Here is a 13,143-nt window from a genome sequence, read left to right as displayed (position 1 = left end):
CGAAACGCCCTGTCTGGAGCTTTTACAGCAAAAGTGCGAAGCGGTTTTGCGTGGGATAATGTGACGAAACAAATACTTAGAGCGGTTCCAGTGATCCTGATTTAACTGAGCCGCTCTGGAACAGAGCATCTTATCGATGCTGGAAGATCTGGCGAAACCTGAGCATTGAAATTGTATGCAATGCAGGAGCGAGGTGGTTCAGACGTCTCTCCTACCCAAAAACCGTTTCACACTTTTTGGGATGCGCTGAAATTGTTCGCTAACGCGCATCTTATCCAAAAACCGTTTCACACTTTTTGGGATGCGCTTCAAAATGAAAGCGCCCCGGAGGGAACCGGGGCGCCACGCGGCTTTTAAGGGGGAGAGGGAGGAAAAAAGCCGCGGAACCGGGCCGTCAGGCCTGGTATCTGACATCAAAAGGCCGACCAAAGTCGGCCTCTTGAAATTCACTTATGGCAGATTACGCGCATCTTCAGGCGACATATACATCGGCATCATATTGGTATCGAGGTGATGCATGACCCAGATGGAGCCAGCAAGCACGATCGCAAGAATGATGACCGTGAAGATGAGTGCCAAGATGTTCCAGCCATTTTCCGACTTCGGATCAAGATGCAGGAAGTAAACCAGATGCACCACGATCTGAACAGCAGCCATACCGATAACGATTGCTGCAGTCGTTGCTGGCGTAAAGTAACCGTTCATCGCCAGCATGAACGGAACGATGGTGAGAATGATCGCCAGAGTCAGACCAATCAGGTAGGACTTCAGGCTGCCATGTGCGGCTTGATCGTGTGTTTCGTGTCCAGAGCTCATCACAGTACACCCAGCAAATAGACAAGGGTAAAGACGCCAATCCAGATGATGTCCAGGAAGTGCCAGAAGAGGCTCAAGCACATCACGCGCGTCCGGTTCTTTTCAGTCAGACCGTCGCGCAGAAGCTGGGCAGAAAGCACCAGAATCCAGACGAGACCCGAAGTAATGTGGAGACCGTGCGTTCCGACCAGCGCAAAGAACGCCGAAAGGAATGCCGAACGATCCGGACCCGCACCTTCAACGATCAGGTGATGGAATTCATAGATTTCCATGACCAGAAACGCTGCGCCGAGCAGGAAGGTAACACCCAACCAGAACAGAACGCCTGCACGGTTATTCCTGAACATTGAAAGCGTCGCCAGACCATAGGTCAGCGAGGAGGCCAGCAGGATCATGGTTTCGGTCAGCACGAACTGCAGGTCGAAGAGTTCACGGCCGGTTGGACCGCCCGCGAACTGATGCGCCAGAACGGCATAGGTTGCAAACAATCCCGAGAAGAGAACGCAGTCGCTCATCAGGTAGATCCAGAAGCCGACCAGCGTGGTCGACCCTGCATCATGATGATCTTCGTGAGCGGGATGCTCGTTTCCGCCCTTGAAAGGGCCGGTAGTCATAACAGTCGCGCTCATGGATCAGGCCTCCTGAGCATTCAGTTGCCGGGTATGTGCGTCTTCGACGCGCTGTACTTCATCGGCCGAGACATAGAAGTCTCTGTCATTGTTGAAGGAGTGGGCGATAGCAACGGCGAAGACCGCGATAAACGATGCAATTGCCAGCCACCAGATATGCCACACCATTGCAAAACCGAATGGAATGCACAGGATGCCAATGATGAAGCCCGTTCCGGTGTTCTTCGGCATATGAATGCGCGCGAACTTTTCGGTACGACGAACATAACCGTTCTGCTTCATATCCCACCAGCTGTCGTGGTCACGCACATGCGGAACTTCAGCGAAGTTGTAGAATGGCGGAGGCGACGAAATTGACCACTCGAGCGTGCGTCCAGTACCCCAGGAGTCGCCATCAACGACACGCAGTTTTTCACGATCGCGAATAGAGATCATGATCTGGAGAACCTGGAAGACGATACCAAGCAGGATGATTGCAACGCCAACAGCAGCAATGATCAGGTAGATATGCCATGCTGGATTTTCGGTGTGGTTCAGACGGCGGGTCATCCCCATCAGGCCGAGCACGTAGAGCGGCATGAAGGCCATGATGAAGCCAACGAGCCAGCACCAGAACGCCTTCTTGCCAAGACCTTCATGCAGCTTGAAGCCAAAAGCCTTTGGCCACCAGTAGATGAGACCGGCAAAGCAGCCGAACAGAACGCCCGAGATGATCACATTATGGAAGTGGGCGATCAGGAATACGGAATTGTGCAGCACGAAATCTGCAGGCGGAACAGCAAGCAGAACGCCCGTCATACCACCAACAACGAAGGTACACATGAAGCCGATGGTCCACATGACCGGCGTTTCCATGCGGACGCGCCCCTTATACATGGTGAAGAGCCAGTTGAAGACTTTTGCACCCGTCGGGATCGAGATGATCATGGTCGCAACGCCGAAGAAGGCGTTTACGCTTGCACCGCCACCCATGGTGAAGAAGTGGTGCACCCAGACAAGGAACGACAGAATGGTAATGGCAACGGTCGCATACACCATCGACGCATAGCCAAACAGACGCTTGCCCGAAAAGGTCGCAATGATTTCGGAGAAAACACCGAAGCAAGGCAGAACCAGAATATAGACTTCCGGGTGTCCCCAGATCCAGATGAGGTTGACGTACATCATCGGATTGCCGCCACCATCATTGGTGAAGAAGTGGAAATCCAGATAACGATCAAGAGACAGCAGAGCGAGCGTCACGGTCAGGATCGGGAACGCAGCCACGATCAGGACGTTCGAGCAGAGTGCGGTCCAGGTGAAGACCGGAACCTGCATCATGCCCATGCCAGGCGCACGCATCTTGATGATGGTGGTGATCAGGTTCACGCCCGAAAGCAGCGTACCCATACCGGAAATCTGGAGGGCCCAGATATAATAATCCACCCCGACATCCGGACTGAACTCCTTGCCGGAAAGCGGCGGGTAAGCCAACCAGCCGGTCTTGGCGAACTCACCGATACCGAGCGAAAGATTGATCAGGATCGCACCGGCAACCGTCAGCCAGAAGCTCAGCGAGTTGAGGTACGGGAATGCAACGTCGCGTGCACCAATCTGAAGCGGCACGGCGAAGTTCATCAGACCAACGATGAACGGCATTGCCACAAAGAAGATCATGATCACGCCGTGAGCGGTGAAGATCTGATCGTAATGGTGCGGTGGCAGAAAGCCTTCATTGGCGCCCGAGGCCAAAGCCTGCTGGGCGCGCATCATGACAGCGTCCGAGAAGCCGCGAAACAGCATCACGAAAGCCAGGATGATGTACATAATGCCGATGCGCTTATGATCGACAGAGGTCAGCCAGTCGTTCCAAAGAACGCCCCATTTTTTATAGTAGGTAATGGCTGCGAGAATAGCGAGCGCCCCACCAGCTATCGCGGTCAATGTGACCATGATGATAGGCTCGTGATAGGGGATCGCTTCGAGCGTAAGTTTTCCGAACATTTCTATTCTTACTTCGATTGGAGTGCGATCAGCAGCTTAGCCCCGGATAGAACATCGGGACTAAGCTGCATCGGCAAATCAGTTTTCAAGCTGCGAAAGACGCTGCGGCTGGATGGCGCAAATGATGTCATTTGCCCACAGGCTGAAATCGACAGGCGATGACTTGCGCAGATTTGCGCGCGCTGCCTGAGCCATCTGGGCCTGATGCATCTGATCATCGAGGCAGACGGACTTGCCGTCCCAGCAACGGTTCACGATGTTATGAAACAGCGCCTTGTCATTATAGGCAAAGTACTGAACCGGAGCCTTTTCACTCGGCTGAACCAGCGAAGCATAACGCTCACGCGACAGTTCCTGACCCGAAGCCTTGGCATCAGCAATCCACTTGTCAAAGCCCGCCTGATCCAGCGAGTGCGCTTTGAAGCGCATCTGGGCAAAGCCCTGACCGCTATAATTAGCGGAAATACCGTCAAACACACCTTCATGATCAGCAATCAGGTGCAGCTTGGTCTGCATGCTTGGCATGGAATAGACCTGGCTACCGAGTTGCGGAATGAAGAAGGAGTTCATGATGTTGCTGGAGGTCAGCTTGAAATTGACTGGCGTACCGACCGGCATTGCCATTTCATTGACCGATGCAACACCCAGATCCGGGTAGATGAACAGCCACTTCCAATCGAGCGCAACAACTTCGACATTGATCGGCTTCACATCGGATTCCAGCGGACGATAAGGATCGAGCTTATGCGTGCTGATCCATGTCACTGTGCCGAGAACCACAATGATGGCGCACGGAATGAGCCAGACCGCAGCTTCAATCTTGGTAGAGTGATGCCAGTCAGGCTTGTACTCTGCCTTGTCGTTGGTGGAGCGATACTTCCAGGCGAAGTACAGGGTCATAAAGATGACCGGCAGCACGACGAGGAGCATCAATCCAGTCGCGAAAAACATGAGATCGCGTTCTGCCACACCGACCTCTCCCTTCGGAGAGAGCAGGACCTGGTTCTCGCAGCCGGCGAGAAACGCCGTGAGGGCCAAGACGGCGAACGAAACGATCGTCCGGGGGGTGCCGTGTTTCATTTGTCTTTCCATCCTGCGCGCAGAGCTTTTGCTCTGGTGCATTCGTCATTTCCTAGATTTCGGTAAGTTCTGAAAATTTCAAAAGTACCGTTATAACGAATAATTCCGTTTGTCACGCGTCAGACCAAAAATGTATTGGATCGAAATGTCGCGGCTGCATACGCAATGTGAGTCATAATCGCCCCACCCGGAATCAAATTGGATAAAACCAATTCCCGTCGGTGGCTCCCTACAAGTTCATCTCTGAAATTTCAAGACGATATTCAATGTTAAACTGAAAGTGATTAAACCCTACTCGAAAATCATATCTATAGAATTCATGAAGATTAAATAATACTAATAGAAGTTATTCAAATTTACGCAGATTAACAAGATCAACATGCAACAGCTTCAACATTGCCTATAACATAGTGATGCAAATAACTCTATGCATTTCGCTTCGCATTGGACTCTGGAGCGCATCTCAATCTGATTGAATCAGATCGGCGCTCTAATGTTTTATTTAAACGCGTGTCTTTTCCGAAAACCGTTTCACACTTTTCGGGATGCGCTCAGATCGATTCCAGTTCGCGTTTTGATGCTATAGGTTACATTTGCAGGAATACGATCTCACGGAACGCTTATGATTTTTGGTAACTGGCCGATTGAAGAAACTGAAGGGACAATGCTTGCTTATGCAATTACCGCAGGCGCCCACAGCTTCCGGAAAGGCACTCTGCTCACACGCGATCATATTGAGATATTGGGACAGCAAGGCATCACGCATGTTTTCGCCGCTCGCCTTGAGAACGATGACATTGGCGAAGATGAAGCGGCTCTTGCTATCGGAACGCTGCTGATTGCAGACAATATAGAGCCGGGCAAACCGGTTACCGGTCGTATAAATCTCTTCGCCCGTCATGACGGCCTGTTCCATGCAGATGCAACAGCCATAGACAGGATCAACCTGCTCGATTCACGCATCTCGGTCGCGACCTTGCGCAATGACTGCCGTGTTAAAGCCGGGCAGATGGTGGCGACGGTTAAAATCGTTCCCTTTGCCGTCCCTGCAACATTAATTGAGAGCCTCCACACCTTACAAGACGGACAGGACGCCCTTGACGTCAGATCATTCAAGGCGACGAAGATTGGGATCATACAATCCCAATTACCCACCATACGCGACAGTGTGCTCGACAAAACCACCAACCTGATCACCAAGCGCGTGGAGCGCAATCAAGGCTCAGTCATAGAGGAACGTCGCGTTGCTCATGAACAAGACGCAATAGCAAAAGCAATCGATGAACTTGTACAGTCCTGTGATGTGGTCCTGATTGTCAGCGCCTCTTCAATCGCGGACGAAGCCGATATTGTTCCGCGCTCCATCGTGGCGTCTGGCGGGGAGATTTTACGCATCGGCATGCCGGTTGACCCGGGCAATCTTCTTGTTCTGGCAAAGTGCTGCACAAAATATATTGTTGTCGCTCCCGGATCAGCGCGCAGTGCTCGTGAGAACAGCCTCGACTGGATTCTGAATCGCCTGATGGCCGGTCTGAATCTCACGGCAAATGATCTTGGGAAAATGGGCGTTGGAGGGCTTCTGCTTTAAAAATTATAGTCGAACACAAGAATGCCTTCGATGCCATTCTCAGCAAGTTCAACAAGCCTTGTTCCGACAACCACGTGATCAGGGTGAGGAAGATAAGCGTCGCGCGCCGCAGCATCGGCAAAATCGACAACAAACCCGTGCCGGAATCCCTTCTCCAGTGCTTCCGGGCTGATATTGTCACCTGCGCTGACGGCAACAATGCCATCAATCCTCTCCCGCAGTGCAACAACCTGATTAAGCACGTCCGCGATATCATCGGACCCGATATCAGATCTGAACCGAATAAGAACGATGTGTCGTATCATTTTCATTACCTCCCTATGAAATGTCGCGCCACATTATGATGCATCATGGAAACTGCGAAACGATTTCAGAAAGATATGCACGAAATCAAAGACCATGGACGCGAAGGCAGTTTCGCGTGAAAATCGCATCACTTTTTCTGAAACGGCCAATTGGCTCACGGCCCCATCAAGGACCTTCAAAAACGAAAAAGGCCGGGCTGAACCCGACCTTCCGCTTCCATTCTGGGTGCGCCAGTACATCCGTGGTCACATTACCGAATGAATTCCCGATACGTGGAGAGATTTAGCACCCCTCCGTTTCAGGATTATGACAATCTCAGACAATCCGTCCGGTTGCCCAAGCTCTACTCGGAGCCGAAAACAAACGGGCTGGCCGCTCAGCCTTCGACCGATTACTGTACCTTGGAGCAGGTTTCGCTCTCAATGAATGAGATCAGTGCCCCATTTTTTGTTTTCACGCGCATATTTTCCGAAACCGTTTCACACTTGTCGGGATACGCTTGAATAAGACAGTACCCGATCAAGCAGCCATTGGCTCGTGCGTCGGTTCCTGATGGTTATATTCCCAAACCTCGATCAGGCACTGCCGCATCAAGTCCAGATCAACTGGACCAATCCGACTTAGCACGAGGTCAAGCTCGTCAGGCTCCACACCTCTGTTGAGAAGCTCAACGATTGCCTCGGTCAGAACTCTTTTGTCGTCAAATCTATAGCGCTGCATAAAACCTGCTCCGCTAATTGCCCCATTTTGATACAGACAGATTAAACCAGTATGGTTAACCGAAGCTTACCTTTTGATAACCATGGCGGGCAAAATCCCCCATTTGTTGGTCCATTTTCATTTTGATTAGCGACACCAAATCTAAAATCCCCCTATTCTATAAATTCAAAATATATTCATAAAACAACAATATTACGCCTCAATCTTACTACATAGATTGCGCAATCCAAGCAAAAAACAATTTTTCCCTTCATTTAACCATGTGCTTTTAAATGAAAAACATGAACTTCTTCAAAAAACATGCATCATGGTCTTTAAACCGCATGCGCTTGCCCGGCCTCCTGATCCTTATCGGAGCAGGTTTCCTGGGCGGATATCTTGTTACAATTCAATATAAAGGCAACGTCCACACGATCATCGCGGGGCAGGCCTATCGCTCCAATCAGCCAAGTCCATCGCGCATCGGCCAGCTGAAAGCGCTCTATGGCATCAAGACGATCATCAATCTGCGCGGCGCCGAACCTGGCGCAAAATGGTATGATGATGAGGTCGCAGCTTCCAAAGCGCTCGGCATCCAGCACACTAACTACGCAATGTCGTCCAGCCGACAATTAACGGCAGAGCGAACCCGCGAACTCGTCGCGCTCATGCAAAATGCTGAAAAGCCGATCCTTCTTCATTGCAAAGCGGGGTCTGACCGAACGGGGCTGGCAGCAGCGCTCTATGTCGCCGCCGTTGCCAAAGGCAGCGAGCGCAAGGCCGAAGGCCAGATGTCAATTGCCTACGGTCATTTCGGAATTCCATTCAGTCCGACTTATGCAATGGAACAAAGCTTCGAAGCTATCGAAGCAGAACTTGGCTTTACCGGCTCCTGACGAAGACAGAAAAACTCAATGCATGCACAAACAAAAACGCCGGGGACAAACCCCGGCGTTTTCTGTGGTTTCTGATCGAGATCAGTCGAGGCCGACGATCTTGCCATCCGACCACTTGAAAACATCGAAGCTTGGCGAAGACAGATCGCCCGTTTCGCCGTAGGTCAGCTTGCCGATAACCGTTTCGATTGGCTGGCCATCACGAAGGGTCTTCGCGACTGCTGCAGAATCGTCAGTCGTACCAGCGCGTTCGATACCGCTCGCGAGAACCTGAACAGCGGCATAAGCATTCATGGTGAATGCTTCGACCGGAATGTTCTTGGCTGTCAGCGCATCGACAGCTTCCTTGGAAGCCGGGTTCTTCGTCGCATCAACAGCGTTGGTGAAGAGTGTGCCTTCAGCATTGGTGCCGCCGATGGCCCAATATTCGGTGTTGGACAAGCCTTCACCGCCGAGGATGAGCGCCTTGAGGCCTGCATCGTGCAGCTGACGGGACAGGAGACCGCCTTCACCATGATAGCCACCGAAGTAGACGATTTCGGTGCCAGCGGCTTTCAGCTTGGAAACGAGCGCGCTGAAATCCTTGTCGCCTGGCGTAACCGAATCATACTGAACTTCGGTGATGCCACCCTTATTGATTGCAGCCTTGAAGGAATCAGCCAGACCCTTGCCGTAAGCGCCCTTATCGTGGACGATCGCGACCTTCTTGTCTTTGAAGTTCTTCAGGAAGTAGTCGGCCATGACGTCAGCCTGCTGGTCATCGCGACCGCAGGTGCGGAACACGTTTTCCAGACCGCGTGCGGTCAGATCCGGACCGGTCGCAGTTGGCGTAACCATCAGAACGCCGTTTTCCGAGAAAACGTCGGAAACAGGAATTGCCACACCGGTCGTAACCGGACCAACAACGAACTTGATGCCGTCACCGACGATCTGGTTGGCAGCCGAAACGCCCTGCTTTGGTTCACCGGCGTCGTCAGCGAACTTCAGAACGATTTTTTCGCCCTTGATGCCGCCCTTCGCATTGATGACTTCAACAGCGGTTTCCGCGCCCTTCTTGACCTGATCGCCATAGGCAGCAACCGGACCGGTAAGCGGCGCGACAACGCCAATCGTGATATCTGCATAAGCGGCACCGGCGAAGCCGAGTGTTGCGGCAAAAGCCACGCTGGAAAGCAGTTTCAGATTCATTTTTTTCTCCTTTGGTGAGGTCTCGTTTTTTCCCGATGACCTCAGACAACCCATGCCGGTCAAATCTCAGCGCGCCTGCGCTGCCGAATTACCGGGCCCTCCCTTTTTTCATCGTACGATCTCAAAGGGTCAATCCAAAAGCACGCCCCCACTCGTCGAAGAGGCCAGAGCCATAATATTATCCGAAATTGCATCTGCCCTTTCGGAATCATGCTCCGGAACGGGAGCGAGCTTTCATGATGTAATAAGAATGCATTTCCGGCTTCCGATTGCAAGGGGCCAAGTGCCCGCAACTACAACGAAAATCGGCCTCCCAATAAATGCCTATCCTCCTCTTTTCCATGATGGTGAAAGCTTTGCAAAAAAGGCCGCGATCCCCTCTGCGGCCTCCGGCGTTTCCCATGTATCGGCAAGACGGGTCAGCGTCATTTCGATGACGGCTTCATCTATCGGCGCGCCCAGCGCATGAACCAGCCTCTTGGAGGCGGCAACCGCTGCGGGCGCGGTAGAAAAATAGGGTTTGATCTCCGCCTCCACCGCCGCATCGAGACGTTCCGCCTCGACCACGTCATGCAACAGCCCGATCCGCCGCGCTTCCTCGGCATCGAACAGTCGTGCCGAAGTGAATGTGCGCAGCGCATTCGCCTGCCCGATGCGTGCCACAACATAGGGGCTGATGGTGGCCGGTATCAGACCGAGCTTCGTCTCCGTCAGTCCGAAACGCGCGCCGGAAACGCTGATCGCAGCATCGCAAACGCTGATGAGGCCGACACCGCCGCCATAGGCCTGCCCATTGATGCGCCCGATCAACGGCTTTGGCAGATCACGCAGCGCTTTCAACATGAGGGCGAGCTTGCGCGCTTCCTCAATGCGCTGCGCGCGCGTAGCTTTGACCTGTTCCTGCATCCATCCCAGATCGCCACCCGCACAGAAACTTGTGCCATTGCCGGTCAGGACCACGAGGCGCACGGCGTCATCATCCGCCAGATGCAGCGTCGCCGTCAGAAGCTCGTCGATCATCCGACCGGACAACGCATTATGCTGTTCCGGACGGTTGAGCGTCAGTGTCGCGACACCGCGTTGATCTATCGCAATCTGGATGGTTTCAACCGCCTTCATGCCGCTTTATCCTGACGCAGCGCCTGCGCGAACAAGGCCGCTGATCTGAGCTTGTCCAGATTGAGGCCGGTTTCAAAACCCAATCCATGCAGCATTTCGACGACGGAGACCGTATCGACGTTGCCCTTGGCGCCCGGCGCGAAAGGACAGCCGCCGAGGCCACCGACCGAAGCATCGAACACCCGCAGGCCTTTTTCGAGACTAACGCGGATATTGTCGAGCGCACGCCCGCTTGTGTCGTGATAATGGCCAGCAAGGCTGTGCGCAGGCGCAATGGCCAGCACGGCATCCAGCATGGCTGCCACCTTGTCCGGCGTGCCACGCCCGATCGTATCGCCGAGGCTTACTTCGTGACAGCCGAGCGAGAAGAGCTGTTCGGTCACATCGGCAACCGCTTGCGGGGCCACCGGCCCGTCATAAGGACATTCCACGACGCAGCTCACATAGCCGCGAATGGCCAGACCATCATTGATCGCAGCACCGATGACCGGCGACAGACGCTCGATGCTTTCGGCGATTGAGCAATTGATATTGGCTTTCGAAAAGCCTTCCGAGGCGGAAATGAAAACCGCAATCTCGTCAACATTTGCAGCGGCAGCAGCTTCATAGCCCTTCATGTTGGGCACCAGTACCGAATAACGCACACCGTCGGCACGGCGAATCCCGGCCATGACTTCTGCGGCATCGGCCAGTTGCGGCACCCATTTTGGGCTGACGAAGCTCGTCGCCTCGATGCGAGCATAGCCGCAATCGGACAGGCGGTCGATCAGTGCGACCTTGTCCGCTGTCGGCACAAACCGCTTTTCATTCTGCAGGCCATCACGCGCAGCCATTTCAACGATTTCTACGTGTTCAGCCATGTTCTTCCTCCAGTTCAACCAGCAGCGCGCCCTCATTGACCTGATCGCCCGCTGTAACAGTCACCGACGCAACCTTGCCATCGCGCGGCGCGGTCAGTGACAGTTCCATCTTCATCGCTTCCATCGTCACCAGCGGATCGCCCTTAGCGACGTTCGCACCCTCCACGACGGAAACCAGTCGTACCAGTCCCGGCATTGGTGACAGGATGCGGCTTTCACTCGAAGCATCCTCTTCCGCGCCAACAGACTGCACATGATGAAATATGGTGTCGCGACCTTCGAGTTGCACCGTCACATCGTGTCCGATGCGCACGACCGACGCCTCCGAAACACGGCCATCGACAGCAAAGCGAACCAGCCCGTTTTCATGGAAACGGATTTCGATGGTGCCGAAAGCAAAGCCGAAATGCCTGTCACCTTTGGTCGTGAAGCTGACCGTGTGCCGCTCGCCATGATGATCGAGCAGAACCGAGCGTGATGCGTCACCCCAAAGCCGAAACCCGCGCAGGCTCGACCATGGATCATCCTTTGCTGGCGCATCCAGAAGATCGAGCGCGCCGAGTGCAGCCAGCGCAAAGGCGATATCCGAAGGCTGCTTATCGGCAAACAGTGTCGCCGTCTCGCGTGCGATCAGGCCAGTATCGACATCACCGGTGCGGAAAGCTTCGAGATTGCAGAGCGCCGACAGGAACTGGCGATTGGTGACGAGGCCTGCAATGCGGGTCTTGTTTAGTGCCGCATCAAGCCGGTTCAGTGCCTCATCGCGCGTTGCGCCATGGGCGATGATCTTGGCGATCATCGGATCATAGAACGGCGTGATCGTATCGCCGGTTCGCACACCAGAATCGACACGGGCATTTTCAGGCGGCGCGAACAGAGCAAGCTTGCCGGTTGCGGGCAGAAAATCCCGCGCCGGATCTTCCGCATAAAGTCGCGCCTCGAAAGCCCAGCCGTTTATGGAAAGTTCGTCCTGTCGTTTCGGCAGCGGATCGCCGGAGGCCACACGCAATTGCCACTCGACCAGATCGAGGCCGGTAATCGCTTCCGTCACCGGATGCTCAACCTGTAGGCGGGTATTCATTTCCATGAAGAAGAAGCGGTCTGGCCGCAGCCCTTCAGAAACATCGGCAATGAACTCGACCGTGCCCGCGCCGCAATAGCCAATGGCCAATGCCGCCTTCACCGCCGCCTCGCCCATGGCGGCGCGCATTTCCGGCGTCATGCCGGGCGCAGGCGCTTCCTCGATGACTTTCTGGTGGCGCCGCTGCAGCGAACAATCGCGCTCGAAGAGATGCACCGCATTGCCATGACTGTCGCCAAAGACCTGCACCTCGATATGGCGCGGCTTCGTCATGTATTTTTCGACCAGCACCGCGCTATCGCCGAACGAGGCTTCCGCCTCGCGGCGCGCGCTGTCCAATGCTGCCGCGAAATCAGCGGCCTGATCGACACGGCGCATGCCCTTGCCGCCGCCGCCCGCACGCGCCTTGATGAGCACAGGATAGCCGATCCGGTCGGCCTTGCTTTTGAGGAAGGCTCCATCCTGATTGTCGCCGTGATAGCCCGGAACGACAGGCACGCCGGCCTTTTCCATCAGTGCCTTGGCAGCATCCTTAAGCCCCATGGCGCGAATGGCTTTGGCCGATGGGCCGATGAAGACAAGTCCCGCTGCTTCGACTGCATCCACGAAACCGGCATTCTCAGACAGAAATCCATAACCCGGATGGATAGCCTCTGCGCCGGTTTCCTTCGCAGCCTTGATGATAGCCTCGACATTCAGATAGCTTTGCGCAGAAATGGCAGGACCGACGCGCACCGCCTCGTCGGCCATCTCCACATGCAGCGCGTTGGCGTCCGCATCGGAGTAGATTGCGACGGTGGCAATGCCCATTTCGCGCGCCGTGCGCATGACCCGGCAGGCAATTTCTCCGCGATTGGCAATCAGTATCTTTTTGAACATCACTCTTGCCCTCGCGGGA

Annotated in this window: 12 protein-coding genes; 2 read left to right on the top strand and 10 right to left on the bottom strand. The window is 54.2% G+C overall.

The genetic code is table 11. The features are described 5' to 3' along the window. Positions 1–450: 450 nt before the first annotated feature. From cyoD to cyoA, 4 genes are all read right to left on the bottom strand, one after another. Positions 451–816 (bottom strand): cytochrome o ubiquinol oxidase subunit IV, encoded by a 366-nt coding sequence (gene cyoD, locus C9380_RS01165; protein WP_024898273.1) that lies wholly within the window; start codon positions 814–816, stop codon positions 451–453. Continuing rightward, positions 816–1,445 (bottom strand): cytochrome o ubiquinol oxidase subunit III, encoded by a 630-nt coding sequence (cyoC, locus tag C9380_RS01160; protein WP_024898274.1) that lies wholly within the window; start codon positions 1,443–1,445, stop codon positions 816–818. The genes cyoD and cyoC overlap by 1 nt, the downstream gene beginning before the upstream one ends. A gap of 3 nt (positions 1,446–1,448) precedes the next feature. Beyond that, positions 1,449–3,428, bottom strand: coding sequence for a cytochrome o ubiquinol oxidase subunit I (gene cyoB, locus C9380_RS01155; RefSeq protein ID WP_024898275.1), 1,980 nt, complete (start codon positions 3,426–3,428; stop codon positions 1,449–1,451). A 78-nt stretch (positions 3,429–3,506) separates the two neighbouring features. Continuing rightward, entirely contained in the window at positions 3,507–4,508 is a 1,002-nt protein-coding gene (gene cyoA / locus C9380_RS01150; protein ID WP_024898276.1) for a ubiquinol oxidase subunit II, read from the bottom strand. A 622-nt stretch (positions 4,509–5,130) separates the two neighbouring features. On the opposite strand from cyoA, the gene C9380_RS01145 reads away from it, so the two are divergent. Then, a complete protein-coding gene (locus C9380_RS01145; protein ID WP_128092824.1) occupies positions 5,131–6,096 on the top strand; it encodes a molybdopterin-binding protein in 966 nt (321 codons plus the stop codon). On the opposite strand, the gene C9380_RS01140 is transcribed toward C9380_RS01145, so the two are convergent. Together C9380_RS01140 and C9380_RS01135 are read right to left on the bottom strand one after the other, a co-directional pair. Beyond that, complete coding sequence (locus C9380_RS01140; RefSeq protein ID WP_100558329.1) at positions 6,093–6,401, bottom strand: Dabb family protein; 309 nt, start codon at positions 6,399–6,401, stop codon at positions 6,093–6,095. The genes C9380_RS01145 and C9380_RS01140 overlap by 4 nt on opposite strands. Positions 6,402–6,921: 520 nt before the next feature. Beyond that, on the bottom strand, positions 6,922–7,122 hold the full coding sequence (locus tag C9380_RS01135; RefSeq protein ID WP_024898280.1) for a hypothetical protein: 201 nt from the start codon (positions 7,120–7,122) through the stop codon (positions 6,922–6,924). Positions 7,123–7,403: 281 nt separating this feature from the next. Here C9380_RS01135 and C9380_RS01130 point away from each other — a divergent pair, with 281 nt between their 5' ends. Then, entirely contained in the window at positions 7,404–7,997 is a 594-nt protein-coding gene (locus tag C9380_RS01130; protein WP_128092823.1) for a tyrosine-protein phosphatase, read from the top strand. 81 nt (positions 7,998–8,078) lie between these two features. Here the strand turns inward: C9380_RS01130 and C9380_RS01125 are convergent, their stop codons facing one another. The 4 genes from C9380_RS01125 to C9380_RS01105 all read right to left on the bottom strand — a co-directional run bounded on the left by C9380_RS01125 (position 8,079) and on the right by C9380_RS01105 (position 13,124). Continuing rightward, positions 8,079–9,185: an ABC transporter substrate-binding protein gene (locus C9380_RS01125; protein WP_100558332.1), complete on the bottom strand. Its 1,107-nt coding sequence runs from the start codon at positions 9,183–9,185 to the stop codon at positions 8,079–8,081. A 324-nt stretch (positions 9,186–9,509) separates the two neighbouring features. Next, a complete protein-coding gene (locus C9380_RS01115) occupies positions 9,510–10,304 on the bottom strand; it encodes a crotonase/enoyl-CoA hydratase family protein (RefSeq protein ID WP_111785683.1) in 795 nt (264 codons plus the stop codon). Further along, positions 10,301–11,164: a hydroxymethylglutaryl-CoA lyase gene (locus tag C9380_RS01110; protein ID WP_100558334.1), complete on the bottom strand. Its 864-nt coding sequence runs from the start codon at positions 11,162–11,164 to the stop codon at positions 10,301–10,303. Before C9380_RS01110 ends, C9380_RS01115 begins: the two co-directional genes overlap by 4 nt. Then, a complete protein-coding gene (locus C9380_RS01105; RefSeq protein ID WP_128093613.1) occupies positions 11,157–13,124 on the bottom strand; it encodes an acetyl/propionyl/methylcrotonyl-CoA carboxylase subunit alpha in 1,968 nt (655 codons plus the stop codon). Before C9380_RS01105 ends, C9380_RS01110 begins: the two co-directional genes overlap by 8 nt. Positions 13,125–13,143 lie beyond the last annotated feature (19 nt).

Origin of the sequence: Brucella pituitosa (genome assembly GCF_003049685.1) — a bacterium.
Classification (GTDB): domain Bacteria; phylum Pseudomonadota; class Alphaproteobacteria; order Rhizobiales; family Rhizobiaceae; genus Brucella; species Brucella pituitosa.
Note: the sequence above shows the minus strand (reverse complement) of the source record. Positions and strands in the feature narration are given on the sequence as shown.